This is a genomic window from Peribacillus phoenicis, assembly GCF_047238085.1.
Classification (GTDB): Bacteria; Bacillota; Bacilli; order Bacillales; family DSM-1321; genus Peribacillus.
This window is the reverse complement of the sequence record NZ_JBDFMF010000001.1, coordinates 3,400,522-3,427,319: the sequence shown is the minus strand read 5'-3', so window position 1 is coordinate 3,427,319 and position 26,798 is coordinate 3,400,522. Positions and strand designations below refer to the sequence as shown.

Here is a 26,798-nt window from a genome sequence, read left to right as displayed (position 1 = left end):
GGATTATCGGTTTAAATAGATTCCTCTCCTTTTTCAGGCTCGAGTTCGTTTTATTGAAAAGGGAGAGGCGTTGCTCTCATGTATTGCCGAAAAGAGCCACTTCTCATGAAACATATTTCATTCTTGATCGATCACTGATGGCTTTCAGAATAAACATTTTGTCCTGTTTGCTTAGCATAGCCCAGCTGCCTGCTTTGATTTTCATATAAATCCACTCCTTTTGTTTAGGATTATTTATTATAGTTGATGAATGACGGTTGATGGAATTCTGGGTCCAGTGAATGATAGTGTCAAGTGATTATAGGGGCAAGGGGAAGATGGAATTGTCAGCTCATATTAGATTATACCGTCTTTTAGTGCCTAATAAACAACAAAAATTCCAACAAATCTCTACAATTGGTGTTCGTTTTTTGTCAGAATATTGGACGGGGAAAATGAAAAAGCTGTCGGGATGCGGGTCCGGACAGCTCTTTCATTTTTTCTTATTTGATGGATAATTGTTCTTTTAATTCGGATTGGACCTTTTCTTTTTCTTCATCCGACACGATATTATAGTAGACTCCGTCGATTTTCGTTCCATTTCCTGGAATGGTTGCTTGTGTTATGCTTTTGCTTGCATCTCTGTAGTTCTTTTGGATGTCCATCATGTCATCAAACGTTAAATTCGTCTGGATATTTTTACTTAATGCATCGAAGACATCATCGTATTTCGTCAGTGATGAAAGGCTAGCGCCTTCCTTGATGACAGCCTCGATGATGGAACGTTGTCTGGATTGACGGCCATAATCACCATTCGGATCATCATATCTCATTCGTGAATATTTAAGCGCATCTTCTCCATTTAGATTAATGCTTCCCTTTGCAAAATGGACGCCTTCATAAGTGAAGTCCAAATCGTTTTGCACGGTCACGCCGCCGACTGCGTCCACGATATCCTTAAAGCCTTCCATATTGATCTTCATATAATAGTCGATTGGGATATCAAGAAAGTTTTCAACGGTATCCATGGACATTTTTGCGCCGCCGAAGGCAAATGCATGGTTGATTTTATCCTGTGTACCATGACCGACGATTTCGGTCCGTGTATCACGCGGAATGCTTAGCATTTTGACCGATTTCTTTTGTGGATTGACTGTCAAGACGATCATAGTATCTGAACGGCCTTTGTCGCCATCACGTTCATCGACACCGAGCATGAGCACCGAGAATGGCTCCTGGTCTGATAGTGCAAGGTCCTTAGTTCGTTTATCCGTAGTACGGTCTATTGGTGTATGCATCGTATCAACAGTTTTTGTCAGTGAATTCCATACCGAGTAGGCAAAAGCTCCCCCTGCTAATATAAAAAGTAGGACAATTATCCCGACTACCTTCAGCCATGTCCGTTTCTTTTTCTTCTTCTTTTCATGTCTCATATTTTACTTCCTTCCTCTTTTTGTAACCACTTAATCTATTATATTTAATTTCTTAATAAAATAATAGTATATTTTGCTATTTTATAATACCTTTGACATATTTTGGTGTAACTGTGTACTATGTAACTAGAACAATTCTTAAGGGGTTGGAAAAATTGAATTCATTTAAAGGTTTAGTGCTAAAGGAGTGGTTGATTGGGAAATCCACACTTTTGTGGTTGTTGATTGCGCAAGTTGGATTTGTGTTTATTTCTTTTTTAGTATCCAGGTATTGGGAAGTTGCAGGTATTTTTTATATGTCTACATGGGTAATCATGATCTTGCAACCATTTATTATGTTCTCTTTGATTTTTGGATGTTTGAATTATGAAGGGAAGACGCAATTGTGGATTTACAATCCCCAGTCTGCAGCGATGTTGCTAGGAAGTAAATTATTGTCATGTGTACTATTTCAGGTGATTTCCATTTTATTTGCCTGCTGTTTAGTTTTTGTGGCTTCTAGGGTACCAACTAGTTATTTCCAGCAAGACTTTCAGCTGGAAAATATGGAGTTGATAGGCCTGTTACAGGTAGGCGGGGTTATGACGGCGGTTAGTATTGTCATAGCTGTGCTTATGATGTTTTTATGGGTAGTGTATCATGCACTCGCAAGGATTCAACTTATTAAAAATATTCGTTGGCTGTTAGTGTTTCTTCTGTTTATAGGAACGGTTTTATTGAAAAATTGGGTTGGCCAGACAATGCTATATCAGAAACTGGATGATATATGGGCTGTACCAGCTTTTAGCGGTTCGTCGTTTAGCTTGTCTCAATCCAAATTGGAGTTTTATTTAGAAGGCGGGGGAAATATTTCGCTTTTGACAAGCGGGTTGGATGTTATTGGATTAGTGATAATGTTCCTTGCTTCATGTTGGCTGCTGGATCGAAAGATTGAGGTGTAACGGATGCCAGAGGATTTTCATGCTTCAAAACCGATTTATTTACAGGTTGCCGATCGAATTTGTTATGCAATTGTACGGGGTGAGATAAAGAGTGGGGATAAGTTGCCATCGGTCCGCGAAATGGCTGTCGAAATGGGTGTCAATCCGAATACGATACAACGTACTTATACCGAAATTGAGAGGGATGGAATTGTGGAGACGAGAAGGGGGCAAGGTACATTCGTGAAAAATGATCCGGCGCTGATTGCTTCACTGCGTACCCGGATCCGAACGGAAGTTATTGAGGCATTCTTTGAGAACATGAAAGAAATTGGCTTGTCGAGAGAAGAAATGCTGACAGCGGTACAGCAGTTTTTGAAGAAGCAGGGGGATGCGGAATGACGGTTAAGCTGCATGATGTATCGAAAAAGTATGGAAGCGTTGCTGCGCTTGATGGTGTATCACTCACATTTGAAGTGGGGAAGATTTATGGGGTGTTAGGAGCCAATGGAAGCGGTAAGTCAACATTGCTTAAACTGATTGCGGGTCTCGCTAAACCGGATCATGGTGAGGTGACGGTCGCTGGGATGCCGGTATGCAGGAGAACAGTTTCTGTTGTTTCTTATCTGACAGAACTTGATTTTTTCTATCCCAATTTTACGGCAGGTCAGTATATTGATTTTCATGCTTCGCAGTTTGGTGATTTTAATCGGGATAAGGCAATTGAAATGCTGGAAACCATGAAATTGGATGTCCGGAAGAAGGTCCGTACGATGTCGAAAGGTAATCGGGGAAGGCTTAAATTAGTGCTAGCCCTTTCTCGGGAGGCACCGGTCGTATTATTGGATGAACCATTCTCAGGGTTGGACGTTATGGTCAGGGATTCGATTGTCCGGAGCTTGCTATCTTCTATCGATTTTGAAAGGCAAATGGTTATCATGGCGACTCATGAAATTGAGGAAGTCGAAAACATCCTCGATGAGGTAATCGTAATCAAGGATGGAAAGGCCATTGGAAAGGAAGAAGCCGAAGATCTCCGCGAAAAAGGTGGGAAATCGGTAATCGGGTGGCTAAAGGAAAAACATAGGTAAATGTCATGCTCCAAATTTCATTTGGAGTTTTTTTCAGTTAAGGAGGGTGGTGCTTAGTGAAAGTTGAGAATGAAGGAATTGTCCATCCTAACTTGAAAAACGCAGGCAAGCAGCATATGACCGTGACAAAATCCGGGCAAAGGAAAGCCATTTCATTCTATATAGAGATTTGTTGATGTAACTCCGGAAAAAATTCCGGGGTTTTTTTATTAAAAAGTAAGGCCCTTTTTTAAAAGTTGAATAGAATGGAAAAAGTGATTTTTCAAAAGGGGATTTCTAGGCGTACGACGATTTCCTACAAAATGGGTGATAAGCAGAGTCCGTATTAGAAAGCAGGCGCATATATATGCAGTACGGATATCATTAAAGTATAAATAACTATTGGAGGCTAAAGGAAAAATGGCAGAGACTGTTGGTTTACCGTACCTTGATGCTTTAACAGGAAAATCGGTGAGGGTGTTTAAAGGCGGGCCTGATTCTAGAGAAGGCAGGCTTATAGGAGTATTAAGCGATTATATCGTTTTACAAACAGGGAAAGATGAACAAACTCAACTTGTGTATTACGCAAGGGATCATTTGAAAATCGTTGTCGCGAATGCGAAAAAGTCACAAGTCGATTTATTGGCCGAGGAAGAAGAAATAGTATTTCCGACCAGTTTTTTAGGATTGCTGGCAACTCTTCAAACTAGCTGCATTCAAGTGAATGGCGGCGGTCCGGCATCTAAAGTTGGCCGGGTTGTAGATGTGAAAGATGAATTTTTAGTTTTATCCACGGAGAAAGATGGGCTTGTTTTATACCCGATTTCCCATATTAAAAGTGTAACAGTGATAGAACAATCAGACGAACAATTATTGCCTGAATTTGTTTATAACGGAACTGATACACTAAATGGAATTCTGACTCGCTTAGTCCACAACTGGGTATCCGTTTTCGCTGGTGGACCTGAGAGGGTTGAGGGCATCCTGATGGAAGTGGCTGATACGTACCTTATCGTTGTGCATAATCAAGAATTATTTTATGTGACAACTGATCATGTCCAATTCGTTGCCTTAACTGTGCAGGTAGAGGAAGAAGCTGAAGAGGAGACAGATGAAAAATCCGAAGATGGAGGTTCGTCAGACGGAGGTGCATCAAACGCAAATTCAGCAAATGGAAATTCAGCAAACGGAAGTAGAAAAGATGAAAGCAGTTCTTCAGAAGAGAGCAGTTCTTCATATGAAAGCTCTTCAAGCTCTTATGAAAGCTCTTCAAGCTCAAGCTCAGATGAAAGCTCTTCAAGCTCAAGCTCAGAAGAAATATCAGCAAGACGCAGAAGTCCTCGTGCAAATGCATTCAAGCAAATTTGGATTGAGAACCTAATCAAAGCTTCAAATCAAAATATCCGGTAAAGAAATACCAAACAGGTACAGCAACCAAGATCGAGTTGTTGTGCCTTCTTATGAAAGGTGGACATGCCGTTGTTGCCCAAGATGGATTCATTGGGATTCGTTACACCATTTTGATTTATTTTTTCATTTTCAAAAGTTTATGTTCAAATGCTTTTAAAATGGCCAAGCAACCATTTTGTTTGGTTGATTTTAATATAAAGGGGGAAGAGTCGCTTGTTAGCAAAGCATATAGGCCAGTATATGGAACTGGAGCTCTCAGGGAATATACATGAAGCGGGGATTTTAATTGAAGTAAGTTCTGACATCATCGTTTTGTATACTGGAAAAGCCTACCGTTACATTCCATTCCGGCACATTAAGAATTTTTCCTTTCCTATAATCGATGAGGAGATTGGTTCGGGAGGAGAGCCGGAGATTGACGAGACATCGTTCCGAAAATTACTGATGAATGCGAAGGGGATGTTTGTTGAAATCCTGCTCACGAAAAAAAACTCGGTTCATGGTTATATCGTGGGCATCATGAATAACTATTTCGTCTTTTATTCGCCAGTATTTAAAACGATGTTCATTTCGATGGATCATTTAAAGTGGCTTTCGGTTTGCGATGATGCAAAGGGTCCATACGGTTTGAATAAAGGGGAACAATTGGCACAGGTTTCATCTTTAAGCTGGGCCCGGACATTGGAGGAGCAGGTGAAAAAGTTAACCAATAAACTGGTAGTGCTCGACTTGGGGATGCATCCGCAGAATATCGGGATGATCAGTGCAGTGAAAGATGGCATTATTGAGATGGTGAATGCTCAAGGGGAGGCGATTTTTGTCAACATGAGGCATGTTAAAAGTTTTCATTTCCCACAATAAAGAAACTCCGGGTCTGAAGTGATCCGGAGTTATTTCTTTTTCTCGATATTTTCATAGACCGAGGCAAGGGCTTGTTCAAATTTCCCGCTCTTTTTCGGTTTGTAATATTTTTTTCTGCGCAGTTTGTCCGGTAAGTATTGCTGCTTCACCCAACCATTCTCGTAGTCATGGGGATAAAGGTAGCTGATGCCACGTCCGAGTTCAGTGGCCCCTTTGTAATGGGCATCCTTAAGATGATCTGGTACATCTCCACTATGGCCGCTGCGAATGTCGGAAAGAGCCGCATCAATTGCGGTAATAGCCGTATTCGATTTAGGTGATAGGCATAACTCAATCACGGAGTTGGCAAGTGGAATCCGGGCTTCAGGAAACCCGAGCCGTTCAGCGGCTTCGACTGCAGCGAGGGCCCTGGGACCAGCCTGCGGATTGGCAAGACCTATGTCTTCGTAAGCGATGACCACCATGCGGCGGGCAATGCTGACAAGATCGCCGGCTTCGACCAATCGCCCCAAATAATGAAGGGCTGCATTCACATCACTGCCGCGAATTGATTTTTGGAAAGCCGACAGAACATCGTAATGGGCATCTCCATCCTTGTCATGTGAGAAGCTTTTTTTCTGCATGCATTCCTCGGCAATTTGCAGATCTATATGAATCGTTCCGGACTCATCGGGTTCGGTGGAAATGACGGCGAGCTCAAGAGCGTTAAGCGCACTGCGGACATCTCCGTTCGAAGCCGTTGCGAAATGGGTAAGGGCATCAAGGCTGACATCCGTTCTATACGCACCAAGCCCGCGCTCTTCATCATGAAGTGCCCGTTCCAGAGCTTTGGTTATATCATTGGTTTCCAATGATTTGAGCTCGAAAATCTGGCACCGGCTACGGATGGCCGGATTGATTGCATGATAGGGATTGCTGGTCGTTGCACCGATCAAGGTGATCATCCCGTTTTCAAGATAAGGCAATAGGAAATCCTGCTTCGCCTTATCGAGACGATGAACCTCATCAAGCAGCAGAATCACTTTCCCCGACATCTTAGCCTCGGCGGCCACGATTTCCATATCCTTTTTATTATTGGTCACCGCGTTCAGTGTCCTAAAAGCAAACTTCGTGCTTCCGGCAATCGCACTTGCAATCGAAGTCTTGCCAATTCCCGGAGGACCATACAGGATCATGGAAGAAAGCTGCTTGGCTTTCACCATCCTTGCGATAATTTTCCCTTCACCGACCAGATGCTCCTGCCCGATGATCTCATCTATCGACCGAGGCCGCATCCGGAAAGCAAGCGGTTTAATATTCATTGCGCACCTCTCCTTTTTATATAAGGTATCACAACTGATGGGGGAAATGCGCTGATTATGCTATAAAAGAGGGGGAATTCCTATTATAGTAGTCCGTGTGGGGATTTAATTTGTACTGTGAGCTCGATAATTCAATCTATCAGCGGAATATTTCATCCTACAGGGGTTTAATCCGACCTACCAGCGGAGAAATCCGACCTACCAGCGGAGAAATCCGACCTACCGGCGGAGAAATCCGACCTACCGGCGGAGAAATCCGACCTACCGGCGGACTAATCCGACCTACCGGCGGAGAAATCCGACCTACCGACGTAATAATCCGACCTCTGCTTCTATGAGAGAATTTAATAGATAAAATCTGCCTCTAGTATGTCCGGAATGATTCAATTTTAGTGAAAGTAATAGTTTCTTTGCACTGGATGGGGATTGGAGTTGTAGGAAGTTTCGAAATTCCTTATTGGTAATGGTAGGTTTGACGAGGTATAGATAATCATAAAGTGCCGAAATGTGAGCATCGAGGGAAAAATCCAAACAGGTACGGCAAATCCACTTTCTTGATTTCCGCTCCATCGAAAATGCATGACACTTATCGCAGAATACTCCGGTTTGGAGGGCGGTAATCGGAATTCTATAATTCTCTAGCGGTTTAGGAATATAAGGGATGTGACCATCAAGCAATAAATTCGATAATCGTTTCATTGCTCTAGTAGAAAGGACCGCTTCGTTATACTTGTTTTTTAATTCCTCAATTTTAAGTAGAATCCGATCCTTACGTATCACTTTTCTATTAATATCCGTATTCCCGGCCCGAATGATCGTTGAAGAATTGGCACTGACAACGAGGGTTTCAACTGGAAGGTTGTTCATTCTTTTTGTTTTTAACCAGTCTAATAAGTGCTGTCGCTGCCGGCTCACTTGCAATATGGGATCATCAAAAGCTTCGGTTTTTCCATCTGGATTTGTACGGATAAGTTGATTGAATGCATTATCGAAAAAGATTTCACCAGCCATGTTTTTGACTTCAAGGATTAAAAGGAAAGAGGATGTGAGAATGAGGATGTCCATTTGGAAGGGGAAAGATGATCCAATTAGTCGGAGGTCATGAAAGAGTAGATACTCTTTTTCAGGAAGGGATTTAATTGCCGGTTGCTTCGCATGTCCATGAGGTAAGCGTCTCATCAGAGCTTCGAGCATGTCTATTTTTAAAGGCATCTTGCAGTTTTTAATAATCATGATAACCACTCCTTATAGATTTAAGTGAAGTATTCTCGGTTAATAAAGTGATTTCCTGTATTTTAGTGAAATTAAATGTGGCATGTAACGTACTTTCGTCTTAATTCGACCTAGCGCCCAATAATCCGGCCGTCCGAGCGAAAGATTCAACCTATCCCCGCAATAAACCGACCGTCCGAGCGAAAAATCCAACCTAGCGTAAATAATCCAGCTTCCAAGCGGAAAATCCGCTCTAGCACCCAATAAACCGACCGTCCGATCGAAAGATTCGCCCTATCCCCGCAATAATCCGACCGTCCGATCGAAAAATCCGACCTAGCGTAAATAATCCAGCTTCCAAGCGAAAAATCCGTTCTAGCACCCAATAAACCGACCGTCCGATCGAAAGATTCGCCCTATCGCCACAATAATCCGGCCGTCCGAGCAAAAGATTCGACCTATCCCCGCAATAATCCGACCGTCCGATCGAAAAATCCGACCTAGCGTAAATAATCCAGCTTCCAAGCGAAAAATCCGTTCTAGCACCCAATAAACCGACCGTCCGGGCGAAAGATTCGACCTATCCCCGCAATAAACCGACCGTCCGAGCGAAAAATCCAACCTAGCGTAAATAATCCAGCTTCCAAGCGGAAAATCCGCTCTAGCACCCAATAATCCGACCGTCCGATCGAAAAATCCGACCTAGCGTAAATAATCCAGCTTCCAAGCGAAAAATCCGCTCTAGCACCCAATAAACCGACCGTCCAAGCCAAAGATTCAACCTATCCCCGCAATAATCCGACCGTCCGATCGAAAAATCCGACCTAGCGTAAATAATCCAGCTTCCAAGCGAAAAATCCGTTCTAGCACCCAATAAACCGACCGTCCGATCGAAAGATTCGCCCTATCGCCACAATAATCCGACCGTCTAAGCAAATAATTCAACCTATCCCCGCAATAATCCGGCCGTCCGAGCGAAAAATTCAGTCCTAACCCAAAATGCTGTATAAAATTCGTCATCCTATCCTTCACATTTCATTCTTTTCTTCCTTTTTCCTACCTCTCCAATTAGGATAATTTGACAAATGAAGGGCGGGTGAATGCATTTCCGGCGGGAATATGCTATAATTTCAAAAGAATTTAGAAACGGATAAATAATTTGAGGTGTATATGTATGAAGATATCTACTAAAGGCCGTTATGGTTTGACAATTATGATTGAGCTTGCTAAACATTATGGAGAAGGTCCGAAGAGTTTGAAATCGATTGCCCAGACGCATAATCTGTCGGAGCATTATTTGGAGCAGCTGATTGCGCCGCTTCGTAATGCGGGATTGGTGAAGAGTGTGCGCGGTGCGTATGGCGGGTATGTCCTGTCTAAAGATCCTCAGGAGATTACTTCTGGTGATGTCATTCGTGTATTGGAAGGGCCGATTACCCCTGTTGAAGGAATTGAGGATGAGGAGCCGGTGAAGCGCCAGCTTTGGATCCGGATTCGCGATGCTGTGAAGGACGTATTGGATAATACGACGCTTATGGATTTGGCGAGCTACAAGGATACGGGTGAAATCGATTCTTATATGTACTATATTTAAGTGATTAGCAATGCGCCTATTATGTAGGCGCTTGCGTTTTTTAATGGAGGCGACAAAAAAGTGGACAGAATATATTTAGATCATGCTGCGACTTCACCGATGCATCCGAATGTGATCGATAGGATGATGACGGTCATGAGCCATGACTTCGGGAATCCGTCGAGCATTCATGCTTTCGGTCGGGAGGCACGCCATGTTTTGGATGAGGCGCGTTCGAGTATTGCAGCGAGCATCGGTGCGGGGCGGAATGAAATCATTTTCACGAGCGGCGGAACCGAGGCGGATAATACGGCGATCATTGGTGTTGCGAATGCTTATAAAGAACAAGGGAAGCACATCATTACGACGGAGATTGAGCATCATGCGGTTTTGCATACATGCCAATTCCTTGAAAAGTCTGGCTTTGAGGTCACATATTTACCTGTGAATGAAGCGGGGCTTATTTCAATTGCCGATCTAAAGGCCGCATTGCGGGATGACACGATTTTGGTTTCGGTCATGTTCGGCAATAATGAGGTTGGAACGGTCCAGCCGATTGCTGAAATTGGAGAGCTGCTCAAGGGGCATCAAGCCATTTTCCATACGGATGCGGTTCAGGCATATGGTTTGATCTCTATCGACGTTCGAGAGTTGGGTGTGGATTTGCTTAGTGTAACCGCGCATAAAATCAACGGTCCAAAAGGAATCGGCTTTCTTTATATGCGTGAAGGCTTGAAGCTGAATCCGCAATTATATGGCGGGGAACAAGAACGCAAGCGCCGTGCTGGTACGGAAAGCGTGCCTGCAATTGCCGGTTTTGCAGAAGCCGTTTCAATTGCACAAAGCATGATGAAAGAGAAAAAGGAGCAATACAAGCGATTTAAAGACGTATTGCTTGCCGTCTTTGATGAGGCGGATGTACAATATGAAATTAACGGATCTATGGAACAGTCGCTGCCGCATGTGCTGAATGTTAGTTTTCCGGGTACGAATGTGGAATCGATGCTCGTTAATATGGACTTGGCAGGTGTTGCTGTATCGAGCGGATCCGCTTGTACAGCTGGGTCAATCGATCCGTCGCATGTGCTTGTGGCGATGTTCGGGAAAGATTCGGAGCGGACGAAGAATTCGATTCGTTTCAGCTTCGGTCTGAACAACACGGAAGAGGAAGTAAGGCAGGCGGCTGAAACCACCGTTAAAATCGTTAATAGATTAGTGAGAAGATAATTCTTACTTTAAATAAATGAGGTGACAGAATGAGAAAAGCACCACAGGACACCCGCGTCGTCGTGGGTATGTCAGGAGGCGTGGATTCTTCTGTGTCAGCCCTGCTATTGAAGAATCAAGGCTATGATGTTGTCGGGATTTTCATGAAGAACTGGGATGATACAGATGAAAACGGAGTCTGTACGGCAACGGAAGATTACAATGATGTAATTGCCGTATGTAATCAAATCGGCATCCCTTATTATGCGGTCAATTTCGAGAAGCAGTATTGGGATAAAGTTTTCACTTATTTCTTGGATGAGTATAAAGCGGGCCGTACCCCGAATCCGGATGTAATGTGCAATAAGGAAATCAAGTTCAAGGCATTTCTTGAACATGCAGTAAGCCTTGGTGCCGATTATGTGGCTACAGGTCATTACGCACAGGTTGAATACCGGGATGGCGAATACAAAATGCTTCGCGGTGTCGATAATAATAAAGATCAAACGTACTTCTTGAACCAGCTTACTCAAGAACAGTTGGAAAAAGTCATGTTTCCGCTTGGACACATTGATAAGAAGGAAGTCCGTGAAATTGCGAAAGATGCGGGTCTTGCCACGGCAACGAAAAAAGATTCTACAGGCATCTGTTTTATCGGTGAACGCAATTTCAAAGAGTTTTTAAGCAATTACCTCCCAGCTCAGCCTGGTGATATGGTCACGATGGATGGCAAGGTCATGGGCAAGCATGACGGATTGATGTATTACACCATCGGTCAGCGTCACGGTCTAGGGATTGGCGGCAGCGGCGAACCTTGGTTTGTTGCGGGAAAAGACTTGAAGCGCAATGTTTTATATGTGTGTCAAGGCTTTGATAATGATGTGCTGTATTCCAATTCCCTTCGTGCAGTGAATGTCAGCTGGGTAGCGGAACATATACCTGCGGGTGAATTTACTTGTACGGCAAAGTTCAGGTATCGTCAAGAGGATAGCGGTGTTAAGGTGAAGGTCTTGGACAATGGTGACGTCGAAGTCATCTTTGACGAGCCAGTCCGCGCGATCACACCTGGACAAGCAGTCGTATTCTATGAAGGTGAAGTGTGCCTTGGCGGCGGTACGATTGATGAAGTATTTAAAAAAGGTGAAAAACTGACTTACGTAGGGTAAAATAAGCATGTCCCCAGCTGTGTTTGCGGTTGGGGACTTCTTTTGGATTGCGGGTGTACCGCCTGAATTCGATCACTGGCTTATGCTATACTTTTTAATATAAAAATGGAGTGTGAATGGATATGGATAAGAATCAACAAGGAATTGAATTTATGCAGCAAGGGAAATACGAAGAAGCGGCGAAAGTTTTTAATGAGGCGATCGAGGAAAATCCGAATGAGCCTGTTGCCTACATAAACTTTGGGAATGTATTGACTGCCGTTGGTGAAACGGATAAAGCGGTCAAGTTTTACAAAAAGGCGATCGAGCTGGATGAAAATGCAGCAGCGGCTTACTATTCTTTAGGAAACTTATATTATGAATCAGATTCTAAACTAGTCGAAGCGAAGGATATGTTCGAAAAGGCAATCCGTTTAGGGCTGGATAACAGCGATGCTTACTTCATGCTTGGATTGACATTGATGGCATTAGATCAGCCGAAATTGGCGATGCCTTATTTACAGAGAACGGTGGAGCTGAGCCCTGAGGACGTTGATGCAAGATTCCAATATGCGTTATGTCTTGCTAATGCGGAATTATATGATGAATTGATCAATCAACTGAATTTAGTTGTGGAACAGGATCCGAATCATGCGGATGCTTATTATAATTTAGGTGTTGCGTTTGCAGGGTATCGTGAGGATGCGCAAGCAGCGATGGCTTATTTTGATAAGGCTTTGGAAGCACAGCCTGACCATATGCTTGCTGCGCACGGTAAGAAACTGTTGGAAGAAATGAATGCTGAGTAAATAAAAAGCATATGCATGGAAAGGTGGGGAGAAGCGTTGAGCCAGCAAGATTCGTTGGATTTGTTTTCAGAAGAGAAAATGTTCATGAAAGGAAGTCATTTAGTGACGATCTTTCATAATGAAGAAAATATGTACTCGGTTGTAAGAATTCGTGTGCATGAAACGAATCTGAATTATGAAGAGAAGGAAGCGGTCGTAACTGGTTATTTTCCAAGGATGCATGAGGATGAGATCTATATTTTTTATGGGGCGATGAAGGAACATCCGCGTTTTGGCCTTCAATTTCATGTAGAGCATTTTCGCAAGGATCTGCCTCAATCCAAGGAAGGCATCGTCAGTTATTTATCAGGTGACCTTTTCAAGGGCATTGGGAAGAAAACAGCAGAAAGCATTGTTGAGACACTGGGTGAAAAGGCAATTTCAAAAATTCTGGCTCAGCCCTCGCTACTTGATGATATCCCGAAGCTATCCGGGGAAAAGGCAAAGGGCCTCTATGATACATTGGTCGAGCATCAAGGTCTGGAGCAGGTGATGATCGCCCTGAATCAATATGGCTTCGGTCCGCAGCTGTCGATGAAGATCTATCAAATGTATAAACAGGATACGATCACGATGGTTCAGGGAAATCCGTATAAGCTCGTAGAGGATATTGAAGGGATTGGTTTTGGACGGGCGGATGAGCTTGGGCATCAGCTGGGCATTTCCGGCAGCCATCCCGACCGAATCAAGGCTGCGTGCTTGTATACGCTTGAATCTCAATGCCTGCAGGACGGAAATATCTACATAGAAGCTGAGCAGCTATTGGAAGCGGTCAAACGGCTGCTTGAGGAAAATAAGCGGGACCGCATTGAGTTCACGAACATTTCCTCGGAAATAATCGAATTGACGCAAGAGGGGAAAATAGTTGTCGAGGATCAACGAATTTATCCGCCTTCGCTTTTCTATTCGGAAAAGGGAATCGTGATGAACATCAAGCGGCTGCTTGCTCAAACCGAGTATGAGGACCAGTTCCCCGAATCAGAGTTCTTGCTGGCACTTGGGGAGCTTGAAGAGCGGCTGGATGTTTCCTATGCCCCGGCCCAAAAGGAAGCGATCCAAACGGCCCTGCAATCACCCATGTTAATCTTGACGGGCGGACCGGGTACGGGTAAGACGACAGTCATCAAAGGAATCGTTGAGCTATATGCAGAGCTGCATGGCGTTTCCATGGACATTAACGATTATAAAAAAGAAGGAAGCGATCCATTTCCATTCGTACTTGCGGCTCCTACTGGCCGTGCAGCGAAACGCATGGCGGAATCGACTGGGCTTCCCGCTGTTACGATCCATCGTTTGCTCGGGTGGAACGGGAGTGAAGGCTTTTCCCATGATGAGGATAATCAGCTGGATGGCCGTATCGTAATCATCGATGAGGTTTCAATGGTGGATACGTGGCTGGCCCATCAATTGTTTAAAGCTCTGCCGGAAAATGTCCAAGTGATATTGGTTGGTGATGAAGATCAGCTGCCATCTGTTGGACCTGGGCAGGTTTTAAAGGATTTGCTTGCATCGAATTGTGTCCCGACTGTCAGTCTTGAACATATTTATCGTCAAGCCGATGGCTCGTCGATCATTGAATTGGCACATGAAATCAAAAAAGGAAGGCTTCCGGATGATGTCACGAAACAGCAAGAAGATCGATCGTTCATTCGCTGCCAAACCGGTCAAATCGCCCAAGTAATCGAGAAAGTGGTTGCCAATGCCAGGACGAAGGGCTTCACGGCCAAGGATATACAGGTGCTGGCTCCTATGTATAGAGGGCCTGCCGGGATTGATGCACTGAATAAAATGCTTCAGGAAGTGTTCAATAGCAATGCGGATGAAAAGCGGCGGGAAATAAAATTCGGAGACGTAATATACAGAACGGGAGATAAGGTGCTTCAACTGGTGAACCAGCCAGAGGAGGGTGTCTTTAATGGCGATATGGGAGAAATCGTGTCCATATTGTTCGCTAAAGAAAATACCGATTCTGTCGATAAAGTAATCATATCGTTCGAAGGCATCGAAGTGACATACACGAAGCAGGACTTGAACCAGATCACACATGCCTATTGCTGCTCCATCCATAAGTCGCAGGGAAGTGAATTCCCCATTGTCATTTTACCTGTAGTTAAAAGCTATTATCGGATGCTCCGACGTAATTTATTGTATACGGCGATTACGCGCAGTAAAAATTTCTTGATCCTTTGTGGTGAAGAAGATGCATTCCGTTTAGGGATCGAGCGTAATGATGAGATGCGCCGTAAAACCACTTTGCGTGAAAAGCTGCGGGGAATTTTGAGTGAAGAAGAAATGCCGGCGGAAAAGGGAGAGGTACCTCAACAATCAAGTTATCTTGATATTCTCATGCATGCTGACCCGATGATCGGGATGGAGAATGTCACGCCTTATGATTTTATGTAGCGGGCTCTTTTGGGTGAATTTTGTTTAAAATTCATTGTTTTGGTGGAACTATAACTAATATGTGAAAGAGTAGGGGGGATTTGATGAAAAAAGGTTGGATAATAGGAATAGTCGTTGTCGTTTTATTGGTCATTTATGGAGCATCTTCATACAACGGCCTTGTAAGTGCAAGTGAAGACGTCGACAATAAATGGTCGCAGGTGGATAATCAATTAAAACGAAGAGCGGATTTGATTCCAAATCTTGTCGAAACGGTGAAGGGTTATGCTTCGCATGAAACGGAAGCCATTAAAGCGGTGAGTGATGCACGCTCGAAGCTGGCCGGTGCCAATTCGACTGAAGAAGCGATTGATGCCGATCAAGAATTGAGTGGGGCCTTGAGCCGACTTTTGGTGGTTGTCGAAAACTATCCGGATTTAAAGGCCAATGAGAACTTTAAGGGTCTCATGGATAGTTTGGAAGGAACGGAAAATCGGCTGACGGTAGCACGAAAAGACTATAATGATGAAGTTACCAACTATAATAAAATGATTAAACGCTTTCCAAAGAATATGATGGCAGGAGTGTTCGGGTTCGATGCCAAACCATATTTTGAAGTGACCGATCAAGAAAAAGAAACGCCAAAGGTTGATTTCGGGAGCGATAAATAATGAAAAGACTCGCTGTGTTTGCGCTATTCTTCATTCTCACGTTCGGTTTAGCAAACGTAGCCGCAGCACAACCTAACATCCCTGAACCGTTTGGGGATATATATGTTCAGGACTTTGCTGGTGTCCTGGATGATCAGGAAAAATCCGAACTCATCGAACTTGGGAAACGCTTGGATGATGCCACAAAAGCACAAATTTCCGTTTTGACGGTTGATTCGATGGAAGGATCCGAAATCGAGGAGTACTCGGTCGAGGCATTGAGATCATTCAAGCTTGGTGATGCCGAGCTGAACAATGGAGTCCTCATTGTGCTGGCCGTGGAAGAACAGAAAATCCGCATTGAAGTGGGGTACGGTTTGGAAGGGGCCATTACCGATATAAGATCTGGACAGATTTTGGATGATGTGGCCATCCCTGCGGTGAAAGAGGGTAAATATGATGTTGCCCTGACGGAGACCTATAAGGCTGTATATAACGATGTCACGAAAGAATACGACCTAGGTGACGAGTTTTATCAAGATCTCTCCGTTCAGCCCGAGTCAGAAACCTTTCAGCCATCAGGTTTACAGATTTTCCTCATTATCATCGTAGTCATCATCGTAGTCATCCTCGATGCCAAGTTCTTTAAAGGATTTTTCCTTCAAACGCTAATCAATATCCTTTTGATAATCATCAGTCGCGGAGGTGGCGGCGGCCGTGGAGGCGGCAGCGGCGGTCCACGGGGCGGCGGCGGAGGAAGTTCCGGTGGCGGAGGTGCCAGCAGAGGATGGTAAGGTAAGTGTATAAGACCGGGAAACCGGTCTTTTTTTGTGGCCTGGTTTCTGTATTACCGGAAGAGGGACCAACAATGGAAAACCTTTCAGCACATCTATTTACAATAGAAAACAGATAATAAAAATGTTCGGAAAGGCGGGATGACCTTGCGGACGTTTTCTTTATTGAAAGGGATGCCGGTTTTTACAATCAAAGGAGAAAGAATCGGCACGGTCCACGATTTATCAATTTCTGAAATGGGACAGGTAACAGGCTTGGTCGTTCATCAACAAGCATTGTTCAAAAGAGCTTTTCATTTGAAACTCGACGATATTTCTTCATTCGGTCCAGATGGGATCGTCATCATGCAACAGGATTCAACCTTAAGGAAAGTGCCTGTGGATTCCATTTGCCTTTCGAAGGACGAATTATTGGGACGCATGCTTTTTTCAGAAATGGGCGAAGAGCTTGGTTTACTGCAGGATGTATATTTCAAGGAAAAAATGGGCACGATTATAGCGTATGAAACAACGGATGGGTTTTTCTCGGAGTCGACAGTGATAGAATCAAAACAGCCGCCTGCATTAGGGAAGGATACCATCATTGTTTCAGTTTATGAACAGTGAGGTGTCCATTTTGGAAATTAAATGTCCGAATTGCCGCAGTAAAGATGTGGGGAAGATTGGCGTAAATCAATATTATTGTTGGAATTGCTTTATTGAAATGACTCTATCCGAAGGGCTCATAAATACGCACCAAGTCGAGGAAGATGGAAGTTTAAGCTCATTGGACGATTTGTTTGAGGAAAATGACCGCCGCTTCGGTATGTAAATAACGGAAGAGGTGTTTGCAATGGCTAGACGTTCACGCAATACTCTAATGAATATGGGTTCTGACTTGATGAACTCGAAGATGTTTAAACGGAACATGAAGAAAATACGCAAAAGATTAAAATCATTATTATAGCGACAATGGGTGTCCTGATAATGAGGGCACTCTTTTTTATGTATGAAAACCTTCCGCCTTTCGAAGAATAAATGAGCGGGAGGTGTTTATTGTGAGTATTCGTCTAAAGTGGTTTTATCGCCTGGGTTTTTTATTGCTCTTATTTTTCGTTATCTATATCTTTATGAAACTTAAGCCCATGTGGGGACCTGTCGTTGCTGTATGTGTGACGGTACTGCTGCCTTTTTTGATTGGTGCGTTCATCAGTTACTTGCTGCACCCTGTAGTGGAATATTTAAATGAGAAAGGGATGCGTCGCTGGCTTTCGATTACGATCATCTATTTATTGTTTTTCGGAGGGATCGGCTTTGCTGTTTATAAAGGCATTCCAGTGATAGTCAGCCAGGTTCGCGAGCTGTCCGAAAGCGTGCCGGAACTGGTTGAACAGTACCGGGGCAGCATTGATAAACTCAACCATCAAACGGCGGCCTGGCCGTTCGGAATTCATGAAAGATTCGAAGAAGGTGTCACCCTTTTCGAAGATTGGCTGAAGCGTATACCTGAAAAGGCGATGGAGTATGCAATGAAGATGATTGATTTCATCGTCCTGATTGCGTTGATTCCATTCATCGCATTTTATATCCTGAAAGATTTCACTGTTTTAAAAAAAATGGCATGGTATATGACGCCGAAAAAATGGCGCAAGCAGGGACGGGCATTCATTCGTGATGTGGATGCGTCGCTTGGCGGCTATATCCGCGGACAAATCATCGTCTGTGTCGTGATCGGTTTGATTTCCTCGCTGCTCTTCTGGATAGTCGGAATGCAATATCCGCTTCTATTGGGGGCGATAATCGGGATAACGAATGTCATTCCGTATTTCGGACCGATTATTGGGGCGATTCCTGCACTGGTCATTGCCGCGACAATGTCAGTTAAAATGGTGTTGATCATCGCGGTCATCGTGCTTGTACTTCAATTTCTTGAGGGAAATATCCTTTCGCCGCTTATAGTCGGTAAAAGCCTCCATATGCATCCGCTGTTCATCATGCTCGCATTATTGGCCGGGGGTGAAATAGGAGGTATCATGGGCATGGTCCTTTCGATTCCCATCTTGGCAGTATTGAAAGTTTTTGTACTTCATGCCCGCGTTCACTTTAGAAAGAAGCCGCCCCTTATTGACAAATAAAAGTCTTGTGAATATAATCCATTACATAAGATAATTCGTTGAAGGATGAAGTATGCTGAAGTCCATCTAAAAGAGAGTGGTCCCCCAGGCTGAAAGGGACTGTAAGGTGAAGAGCAGCAGAAAGCTAGTCCTGAGAGCAGCTAATACCTGCCGTCATGCCGCGTTAAGGCTTTTATGAAGGTGATGGGCCTGGGATGAATTCCTGCGTCCATAATCAGGGTGGTACCGCGAGTCAACTCTCGTCCCTGTTTTTGGGATGGGGGTTTTTTTGTGTGCTCAAAATTACATAATTTTTAAAGGAGGATATATATATGAAGTATTTAACTGGTGCTCAAATCCGCCAAATGTATTTAGATTTTTTTAGTGAAAAAGGCCATAACATCGAACCAAGTGCGTCATTGGTTCCTCATGAAGATCCATCATTGCTTTGGATCAATTCCGGAGTGGCGACGTTAAAGAAATATTTTGATGGACGAGTTATTCCTGAAAATCCAAGGATTACAAATGCTCAAAAGGCCATCCGTACAAACGATATTGAAAACGTGGGGAAAACGGCACGTCATCATACGTTCTTCGAAATGCTCGGAAACTTCTCCATTGGTGAATATTTCAAAGAAGAAGCCATCACATGGGCATGGGAATTTTTGACGGATGAAAAATGGATTGGGTTCGACAAAGACAAATTGGCTGTGACGATCCATCCTGAAGATGATGAAGCATTCGAACTCTGGAATAAGAAAATCGGTGTTCCTGCAGAAAGGATCATCCGCCTTGAAGAGAACTTCTGGGATATCGGTGAAGGTCCAAGCGGCCCGAATACAGAAATTTTCTATGACCGCGGACCAGCATATGGCGATGATCCGAATGATCCGGAACTATATCCAGGCGGGGAAAATGAACGGCATCTAGAAGTTTGGAATCTTGTGTTTTCCCAATTCAACCATAATCCGGACGGTTCTTACACACCGCTTCCAAAGAAAAATATCGATACAGGCATGGGCCTTGAACGTATGGCTTCCGTCGTTCAAGATGTTGCGACGAACTATGATACAGATTTATTCATGCCAATCATCCGGGCAGTCGAAGAGATTTCCGATGTGAAATATGGTGTTGATTCAGAAAAAGATGTTGCATTCAAGGTCATTGCCGACCATATTCGTACGGTAGCCTTTGCGGTAGGTGACGGGGCTCTTCCATCCAACGAAGGCCGCGGCTATGTATTGCGCCGTTTACTCCGCAGAGCGGTCCGGTATGCTAAGCAAATCAACATCAATCGACCATTCATGTTCGAGCTTGTGACGGTCGTCGGCGAAATCATGAAAGACTTCTACCCTGAAGTCCTTAAAAATAAAGAGTTCATTGCAAAAGTAATCAATAATGAAGAGGAACGCTTCCATGAAACTCTAAATGATGGACTCGCCATCCTTTCTGAAGTCATTAAAAAGGAAAAGGAAAAAGGCGGTACAACCATTCCTGGCAGTGATGCATTCCGTTTATATGACACATATGGCTTCCCGATTGAGTTAACGGAAGAATATGCAGAAGAAGAAGGCATGACGGTCGATCAGGCTGGATTCGAGAAGGAAATGGATGCACAGCGTGAACGTGCCCGTTCAGCGCGTCAAGATGTGGATTCCATGCAAATCCAAGGCGGGGTATTGGGAGATATTAAAGTTGAAAGTGAATTTGTCGGCTATGATCAAGTCGCTGTCGAAGCCAAAGTTGCTGCCATAGTAAAAAATGGCGAGCTTGTAACGGAGGCACAAGAAGGTGAAGAAGTTCAAGTGATACTGAACAAGACTCCTTTCTATGCTGAAAGCGGCGGACAAATAGCCGATATAGGAACGATGGCCAGTGAATCCGTGAAGGTTGATGTCCATGATGTCCAAAAGGCCCCTAATGGCCAAAATCTGCACCGTGTAACGGTTACTGCCGGCACTTTAACAGCAGATTCCAATATCGTTGCTACGGTAAATCAAGAAAATCGGATCCATATCACGAAAAACCATACAGCGACGCATCTTCTGCATCAGGCGTTGAAAGATGTGCTTGGAACACATGTCAATCAAGCAGGGTCACTCGTACAGGCTGAACGCCTTCGCTTCGATTTCTCTCATTTTGGCCAGATAACGGCGGAAGAGATTGAACAAATCGAAACGATTGTAAATGAAAAGATTTGGCAAAGCTTACAAGTGAATACGGACTATAAAAACATCGAGGAAGCAAAGGCTATGGGCGCAATGGCGTTGTTCGGCGAAAAATACGGCAAGATTGTCCGCGTCGTTCAAATCGGCGATTACAGCCTTGAGCTTTGCGGGGGTGTCCACGTTCCGAATACAGCCGTAATCGGCTTGTTCAAAATCGTATCCGAAAGCGGCATCGGCGCAGGTACTCGCCGTATTGAAGCGGTAACGGGTGCAGGGGCATACAAATTGATGACTGATCAAATCGGTGTCTTGAAAGACGCGGCTGCCAAATTGAAAACGAACTTGAAAGATGTACCTTCAAGAATTGAAACGGTACTGGCTGAAGTGAAGGATCTTCATCGTGAGAATGAAAGCCTTACTGCAAAATTAAGTAATATTGAAGCAAGCAGCCTTGTTTCTAACGTAAAAGACGTAAATGGCGTTCAAGTATTGGTGGCGAAGGTTCAAGCTACCGACATGAATAATCTGCGTGCAATGGCAGATGATTTGAAACAAAAGCTCGATTCTGTCATTATCGTATTAGGTTCGGCCCAAGGTGATAAAGTCAATTTGATTGCCGGAGTGACTAAGGATTACATCGACCGCGGCTTCCATGCTGGTAAATTGGTCAAAGAAGTTGCTTCCCGTTGCGGCGGCGGCGGCGGCGGACGTCCGGATATGGCCCAAGCCGGCGGAAAAGACCCAGAAAAATTGGATGCAGCGCTTAATTTTGTTGAAGAATGGGTCTTATCGATTTCATAATCAATGGAAAGTGTTGTACAATGTAGGTAATAGTGGATTCTGGACGCTGAGGAGAGGTGCATGTTTATGAGTTCCTTTGATAAAACGATGAAATTTAATTTTCCCGAAGAACCATTCGAAAGAGATGTACAAGAAGTATTGTCTCAAGTTTATGTTGCACTTCAGGAAAAAGGTTATAACCCGATAAACCAGATTGTCGGTTATCTATTATCTGGTGACCCGGCCTACATCCCGCGCCATATGGATGCTCGAAACATTATTCGTAAGCTTGAACGCGATGAAATCATCGAAGAATTGGTTAAGTCGTATCTTAAGAACCATCGAGAGGAATACTAATGCGCACAATGGGACTTGATTTAGGTTCAAAAACCATCGGCGTCGCCCTGAGTGACGCGATGGGTTGGACTGCACAAGGATTGGAAACGATCAAAATTAACGAAGCTGGAAATGACTTCGGCTTTAAACGCCTCAATGAAATCATAAAAGAGCATGATGTTTCTAAAATTGTCCTCGGTTTACCGAAAAACATGAATGGGACCGTTGGACCGCGAGGCGAGATCAGTCAAGATTTCGCTAAACGATTGGAAAACAAATTCAAGCTGCCGGTGTTTCTCTGGGATGAACGGTTGACAACTATGGCGGCTGAACGTGTCCTTCTTGAGGCGGACGTGAGCCGAAGCAAACGCAAGAAAGTCATTGATAAAATGGCAGCTGTCATGATTCTGCAAGGATTCTTGGACAGACAAACAAATTCAATATGAGGTGAATACAAATGGAACACGGCGAAAACAACATTACAGTAGTAGATGAAAACGGAAACGAGCAACTTTGCGAAATCCTTTTCACATTCGACTCAGATAAATTCAACAAATCTTATGTACTTTACTATCCGATGTCAGCGGAAGATGATGAGGAAGAAATCGAAATCCACGCTTCATCATTCGTACCGAGCGAAGATAATAAAGATGGTGAACTTACACCGATCGAAACAGAAGAAGAGTGGGATCTAGTCGAAGAAATGTTAAATACATTCCTTGACCAAGAAGAAGCAGAAGAAGAATAAGATTAGAAAAAAACCGGCCCCTAAAGGTCGGTTTTTTTTTGAAAAGAGGCTCAATCTAAAATTTAAAAACAAAGTTGATTGGAAGGTGCGAGACTCCTGCGGGAAAAGCGTGTCAAGGGGAGACACCAAAGGCGCAAAGGCGCCGAGGGCGGACCGCCCGCGGAAAGCGAGTGCCTGGAAAGGAAATCAACGTTCAAATTGTACAAACCCTTAAAAAGGTCGGTTTTTTCATTTATGTACCAGTAACACCTTATCTTTTCTCTGCGAATAAAAGCATAAAAGTGGCGAGCGGACCCAAAAATAAAGATAGCAAGAACCAATTCAACGCCGTTCTATTTTTACCTTGAGCAAGTCCGGCGTTTATGAGTGCCAATGTCCCCCAACCTACAAAATAAGAATTATCCAACTCCTTCACACCTTTCTTTATCTTAAATCTATAATACCATTCCTATATGAATTTTCCTGCCATTTCTTGAAATGCCTAATACATGCAGGGAACAAATTTTTAAGCTGAGTAAATAATTAAAACAAAGTTGATTGGAGAGTAAGTTGCGAGACTCCTGAGGGAAAAGCGCGTCTAGGGGAGACCCCGCAGGCGTAGCCGAGGAGGCTCCCGGACCGCCCGCGGAAAGCGAGTGCCTGGAGCGGAAATCAATATACCCTCAAAAAAACTTAGACAAATATATCACTATTTTCCTATTAAATAATACCTGTATATTGACAAAACTAGTGCATTTTTGCCATAAATAGAGTATTGATGAATGTAGTTTTGCAAAAAACATGTAATTATTTGTTGATTTTAGTATAATGTTCGAAGCAAAGATTAATTAGAGAAAGCATCATCTAGAAACCATTCTGTAGTTGGTGTGAGTTTGCAGGGGGAATGAAAATGGATGAAAAGGATAAAAATTTATCTAAAAAGGAACATATCCGAATGAAATTGTTAGAACAGCAAGGAGAAGCCAAGCTGGTTCGTAAAATCATCATGATTACGATAGCTTCGCTTATTGTACTAATTGGGATAGTTGGTCTTGTGGGCTTTTTATATATCAACTCAGCCATGAAACCAGTCGATCCCGAAGATGACACCATCAAGAAAGTGAAAATCCCAATCGGTTCTTCCGTTAACGGAATTTCGACACTGCTTGAAGAGCAGGGGATAATCAAGGACGCACGCGTATTCAAATATTATATTAAATTCCGCAATGAATCCGGTTTTCAGGCAGGTGAGTATAAATTATCACCTTCCATGCCAATTGAAGATATCGTCACAAGCATCAAAACCGGAAAACTCATGAAGGAAGCTGCAATGAAGATTACGATTCCTGAAGGAAAGCAGCTTGTCCAAATTGCCGATATCATCGCAGTCAAGACGGGTGAAGATCCGAAAAAGGTATTTAAGGAATTGAATGATAAGAAATTCGTTAATGCCATGCAAGAGAAATTTCCGCAGCTCTTGACCTCGGAAATTGAAAATGAAAAGGTTTTATATCCGCTTGAAGGATACCTTTTCCCAGCTACTTATGACTTTTATGAGGAAAAGCCGACACTGGAATCGATCGTCATCGAGATGCTGAAGAAAACCGAAGAGACATTGCAGGCATACGAGACCCAGATGGACAAAAACGATTATTCCGTACATGAGATGCTGACCTTCGCTTCGCTTGTTGAAGAAGAGGCGACGGCACAGGTCGATCGCGGAAAAATAGCTTCCGTCTTTTACAATCGTATTGAGGAAGAGATGCCGCTTCAAACGGATCCGACCGTTTTGTATGCGAAAGGTTCACATAAGAGCAGGGTGTATTATAAAGACCTTGAGGTGAAATCACCTTATAATACGTATAAGAATAAGGGGCTGCCTCCAGGGCCGATTGCAAATGCCGGAACGACATCAATCGATGCGGTACTGAAACCTGAGAAAACGGATTACCTATACTTTTTGGCAACACCTGAAGGGGAAGTCCTTTACTCGAAGACCTTGGATGACCACAATATCAAAAAGGCAGAGCATATTTCCAATAAATAAATAAAAAAATGCAATGAGACTGAGGGGGGAGAGATATTACTTTCCCCTTGTTTTTATGATAGAATAGTACAAGTGAATTTTAGATCCGATTCCTATCGGTGACGTAACTCGGCGAATGCCGGGTTTTATTTTGAAAGATAAGGAAATGTAGATCGTCAAGCATACTTGTTTCAGCTGCTCCTTGTGAAGAAATTGACCTATCAATTTCTTCATGTTACTGACCAAGCGCTTTTGTTTTCCTTATAATTGGAGGAAACGTTTTGAACGGAAAAATAGAACAATATCTTCATTCCTTAATTCCGGAGCGTACGGGTTTGCTTAAGGAGTTGGAAGATTTTGCGTTGGAAAATAATGTGCCGATCATGGAGCCCGAAGGCATTGAGGTACTGCTACAGATATTAAGGCTTCATCAGCCAAAGGCGATATTGGAAGTAGGTTCGGCGATTGGCTATTCGGCTATAAGGATGGCTGAGACCCTTCCGGATGCTCGTATCGTCACACTTGAACGGAATGAAGCCCGTATTGAGCAGGCAAGAGCTAACTTCAAGAAGGCGGGACTGTCGGAAAGGATCACCCTCATTGAAGGGGATGCCCTTGAAGCTGGGCCGAAAGTCATGGAACATGGTCCGTTTGATATCATCTTCGTTGATGCAGCTAAAGGGCAGTACAAGCGATTCTTTGAACTGTTTGAACCATTCCTTGCTAGTGCTGGCATCATCATTACTGATAATGTTTTATTCAAAGGCCTGGTTGCCGAAAACATTGAAGAAATGGAAATGACGAGAAGAAAGCGAGCTCTCATCAAAAAAATCAGAGATTTTAACATCTGGTTACATGACCATCCCAATTTCGATACCGTAATTTTGCCGATTGGTGATGGTGTGGCCATAAGTAAACATAGAGGTGACAAAAATGAAAAAGCCTGAATTACTCGTGACTCCGACAAGTGTCGAACATATAACAGAACTCATCGATGCCGGCGCTGATGCCTTCGTCATTGGCGAACAACGTTATGCACTAAGGCTGGCAGGAGAGTTCAAACGTGAAGCTGTCGAGAAGGCGATTGAGCTTGCACATGCTGCGGGCAAGAAAGTGTATGTATCCATGAACGCCATATTTCATAATGAAAAAGTGGACGAGCTTGAAGGGTATGTCACCTTCCTTAAAGAAGCTGGTGCCGATCGGATCATATTCGGTGATCCCGCAGTCTTAATGGCTGTCCGTGCCGTGGCACCTGATATGCCCCTGCACTGGAATACAGAGATGACGGTAACGAACTGGTATACATGTAATTACTGGGGGAAACGCGGTGCTGTCCGTGCCGTGGCTGCCCGTGAGATAAGTCTGGACGAGATAGTGGAAATGAAGGAAAATGCCGAAGTGGAGATGGAAGTGCAAGTGCACGGCATGACATGCATGTTCCAATCGAAGCGTACGCTTCTAGGTAATTACTTTGAATACCAAGGCAAGGCAATGGAAGTGGAAAATCGGAAGGAAAATAGAAGTATGTTCTTGCATGATAAGGAACGTGAAAATAAATACCCGATTTATGAGGATGAAAATGGCACACATATCATGAGTCCGAATGATATGTGCATGATTGATGAACTTCAGGAATTGATTGAAGCGGAAATCGATTCACTGAAAATCGAAGGGCTATTGCAAACACCGGAATATATCATTGAAATGACAAAGCTATATCGGGAAGCGATTGACGTATGTGCTGAAGACCCTGACCGCTATGATGATATTAAATCTGAGCTCTTTGAAAAAGTCAAAGCGGTTCAGCCGGATAATCGCGAGTTGGATACCGGGTTCTTCTTTAAAGAATCGGTTTATTAAAGAAAAGGGTAAGAGAAAGAG

Annotated in this window: 26 protein-coding genes; 22 read left to right on the top strand and 4 right to left on the bottom strand. The window is 43.6% G+C overall.

Annotated elements, in window-relative coordinates; genetic code table 11:
* Window positions 1-482 precede the first annotated feature (482 nt).
* Window positions 483-1,412 carry a polyisoprenyl-teichoic acid--peptidoglycan teichoic acid transferase TagU gene (tagU, locus tag ABC374_RS16815; RefSeq protein WP_413019025.1) on the bottom strand — a complete coding sequence of 310 codons (930 nt, stop codon included), beginning with the start codon at window positions 1,410-1,412 and terminating at the stop codon, window positions 483-485.
* Between the two features lie 155 nt (window positions 1,413-1,567).
* Between tagU and ABC374_RS16810 the strand changes: the two genes are divergently transcribed.
* The 5 genes from ABC374_RS16810 (at window position 1,568) to ABC374_RS16790 (ending at window position 5,673) form a co-directional block, all read left to right on the top strand.
* Window positions 1,568-2,353, top strand: coding sequence for a hypothetical protein (locus ABC374_RS16810; RefSeq protein WP_413019023.1), 786 nt, complete (start codon window positions 1,568-1,570; stop codon window positions 2,351-2,353).
* A 3-nt stretch (window positions 2,354-2,356) separates the two neighbouring features.
* Window positions 2,357-2,734 (top strand): GntR family transcriptional regulator, encoded by a 378-nt coding sequence (locus tag ABC374_RS16805; protein ID WP_413019021.1) that lies wholly within the window; start codon window positions 2,357-2,359, stop codon window positions 2,732-2,734.
* Window positions 2,731-3,423, top strand: a complete 693-nt coding sequence (locus tag ABC374_RS16800; RefSeq protein ID WP_413019019.1) for an ABC transporter ATP-binding protein — start codon at window positions 2,731-2,733, stop codon at window positions 3,421-3,423. The genes ABC374_RS16805 and ABC374_RS16800 overlap by 4 nt, the downstream gene beginning before the upstream one ends.
* A 399-nt stretch (window positions 3,424-3,822) precedes the next feature.
* The gene (locus ABC374_RS16795; protein ID WP_413019017.1) at window positions 3,823-4,812 is read left to right on the top strand and encodes a hypothetical protein; all 990 of its coding nucleotides are present in this window, start codon (window positions 3,823-3,825) and stop codon (window positions 4,810-4,812) included.
* Window positions 4,813-5,025: 213 nt separating this feature from the next.
* Complete coding sequence (locus ABC374_RS16790) at window positions 5,026-5,673, top strand: DUF2642 domain-containing protein (RefSeq protein WP_413019015.1); 648 nt, start codon at window positions 5,026-5,028, stop codon at window positions 5,671-5,673.
* Between the two features lie 29 nt (window positions 5,674-5,702).
* On the opposite strand, the gene ABC374_RS16785 is transcribed toward ABC374_RS16790, so the two are convergent.
* Together ABC374_RS16785 and ABC374_RS16780 are read right to left on the bottom strand one after the other, a co-directional pair.
* Window positions 5,703-6,974: a replication-associated recombination protein A gene (locus ABC374_RS16785; RefSeq protein WP_413019013.1), complete on the bottom strand. Its 1,272-nt coding sequence runs from the start codon at window positions 6,972-6,974 to the stop codon at window positions 5,703-5,705.
* A 303-nt stretch (window positions 6,975-7,277) separates the two neighbouring features.
* Window positions 7,278-8,207 (bottom strand): nuclease-related domain-containing protein, encoded by a 930-nt coding sequence (locus ABC374_RS16780; protein ID WP_413019011.1) that lies wholly within the window; start codon window positions 8,205-8,207, stop codon window positions 7,278-7,280.
* A 1,153-nt stretch (window positions 8,208-9,360) separates the two neighbouring features.
* On the opposite strand from ABC374_RS16780, the gene cymR reads away from it, so the two are divergent.
* The 14 genes from cymR (at window position 9,361) to ABC374_RS16710 (ending at window position 22,909) form a co-directional block, all read left to right on the top strand.
* A complete protein-coding gene (cymR, locus tag ABC374_RS16775) occupies window positions 9,361-9,780 on the top strand; it encodes a cysteine metabolism transcriptional regulator CymR (RefSeq protein ID WP_034308657.1) in 420 nt (139 codons plus the stop codon).
* Window positions 9,781-9,840: 60 nt separating this feature from the next.
* Complete coding sequence (locus tag ABC374_RS16770) at window positions 9,841-10,986, top strand: cysteine desulfurase family protein (RefSeq protein WP_413019009.1); 1,146 nt, start codon at window positions 9,841-9,843, stop codon at window positions 10,984-10,986.
* 29 nt (window positions 10,987-11,015) lie between these two features.
* Window positions 11,016-12,131, top strand: a complete 1,116-nt coding sequence (gene mnmA, locus ABC374_RS16765; RefSeq protein WP_413019007.1) for a tRNA 2-thiouridine(34) synthase MnmA — start codon at window positions 11,016-11,018, stop codon at window positions 12,129-12,131.
* Window positions 12,132-12,253: 122 nt separating this feature from the next.
* Window positions 12,254-12,919, top strand: coding sequence for a tetratricopeptide repeat protein (locus ABC374_RS16760; RefSeq protein WP_137019033.1), 666 nt, complete (start codon window positions 12,254-12,256; stop codon window positions 12,917-12,919).
* Window positions 12,920-12,955: 36 nt separating this feature from the next.
* Window positions 12,956-15,361, top strand: coding sequence for an SF1B family DNA helicase RecD2 (gene recD2 / locus ABC374_RS16755; RefSeq protein ID WP_413019004.1), 2,406 nt, complete (start codon window positions 12,956-12,958; stop codon window positions 15,359-15,361).
* Window positions 15,362-15,441: 80 nt separating this feature from the next.
* Entirely contained in the window at window positions 15,442-16,011 is a 570-nt protein-coding gene (locus ABC374_RS16750; RefSeq protein WP_413019002.1) for a LemA family protein, read from the top strand.
* The gene (locus ABC374_RS16745; RefSeq protein ID WP_413019000.1) at window positions 16,011-16,784 is read left to right on the top strand and encodes a TPM domain-containing protein; all 774 of its coding nucleotides are present in this window, start codon (window positions 16,011-16,013) and stop codon (window positions 16,782-16,784) included. The genes ABC374_RS16750 and ABC374_RS16745 overlap by 1 nt, the downstream gene beginning before the upstream one ends.
* 147 nt (window positions 16,785-16,931) lie before the next feature.
* Window positions 16,932-17,390 (top strand): PRC-barrel domain-containing protein, encoded by a 459-nt coding sequence (locus tag ABC374_RS16740; RefSeq protein WP_413018998.1) that lies wholly within the window; start codon window positions 16,932-16,934, stop codon window positions 17,388-17,390.
* The gene (locus ABC374_RS16735) at window positions 17,380-17,595 is read left to right on the top strand and encodes a hypothetical protein (protein ID WP_034311361.1); all 216 of its coding nucleotides are present in this window, start codon (window positions 17,380-17,382) and stop codon (window positions 17,593-17,595) included. The genes ABC374_RS16740 and ABC374_RS16735 overlap by 11 nt, the downstream gene beginning before the upstream one ends.
* Before the next feature lie 226 nt (window positions 17,596-17,821).
* On the top strand, window positions 17,822-18,898 hold the full coding sequence (locus ABC374_RS16730; RefSeq protein ID WP_230177052.1) for an AI-2E family transporter: 1,077 nt from the start codon (window positions 17,822-17,824) through the stop codon (window positions 18,896-18,898).
* Between the two features lie 311 nt (window positions 18,899-19,209).
* On the top strand, window positions 19,210-21,846 hold the full coding sequence (gene alaS, locus ABC374_RS16725) for an alanine--tRNA ligase (RefSeq protein ID WP_413018995.1): 2,637 nt from the start codon (window positions 19,210-19,212) through the stop codon (window positions 21,844-21,846).
* A gap of 66 nt (window positions 21,847-21,912) precedes the next feature.
* Window positions 21,913-22,182: an IreB family regulatory phosphoprotein gene (locus ABC374_RS16720; RefSeq protein ID WP_034311358.1), complete on the top strand. Its 270-nt coding sequence runs from the start codon at window positions 21,913-21,915 to the stop codon at window positions 22,180-22,182.
* Window positions 22,182-22,607: a Holliday junction resolvase RuvX gene (gene ruvX, locus ABC374_RS16715; protein WP_034308633.1), complete on the top strand. Its 426-nt coding sequence runs from the start codon at window positions 22,182-22,184 to the stop codon at window positions 22,605-22,607. The genes ABC374_RS16720 and ruvX overlap by 1 nt, the downstream gene beginning before the upstream one ends.
* Before the next feature lie 11 nt (window positions 22,608-22,618).
* On the top strand, window positions 22,619-22,909 hold the full coding sequence (locus ABC374_RS16710) for a DUF1292 domain-containing protein (RefSeq protein ID WP_063232962.1): 291 nt from the start codon (window positions 22,619-22,621) through the stop codon (window positions 22,907-22,909).
* A 250-nt stretch (window positions 22,910-23,159) separates the two neighbouring features.
* Here ABC374_RS16710 and ABC374_RS16705 read toward each other — a convergent pair whose 3' ends face one another.
* Window positions 23,160-23,315, bottom strand: coding sequence for a hypothetical protein (locus ABC374_RS16705; RefSeq protein ID WP_202190573.1), 156 nt, complete (start codon window positions 23,313-23,315; stop codon window positions 23,160-23,162).
* Between the two features lie 483 nt (window positions 23,316-23,798).
* Between ABC374_RS16705 and mltG the strand changes: the two genes are divergently transcribed.
* The 3 genes from mltG (at window position 23,799) to ABC374_RS16690 (ending at window position 26,777) form a co-directional block, all read left to right on the top strand.
* A complete protein-coding gene (gene mltG, locus ABC374_RS16700) occupies window positions 23,799-24,935 on the top strand; it encodes an endolytic transglycosylase MltG (protein WP_350299542.1) in 1,137 nt (378 codons plus the stop codon).
* Between the two features lie 260 nt (window positions 24,936-25,195).
* A complete protein-coding gene (locus tag ABC374_RS16695; protein WP_350299541.1) occupies window positions 25,196-25,861 on the top strand; it encodes an O-methyltransferase in 666 nt (221 codons plus the stop codon).
* Window positions 25,848-26,777 carry a peptidase U32 family protein gene (locus ABC374_RS16690; RefSeq protein ID WP_350299540.1) on the top strand — a complete coding sequence of 310 codons (930 nt, stop codon included), beginning with the start codon at window positions 25,848-25,850 and terminating at the stop codon, window positions 26,775-26,777. Before ABC374_RS16695 ends, ABC374_RS16690 begins: the two co-directional genes overlap by 14 nt.
* Window positions 26,778-26,798: the final 21 nt, after the last annotated feature.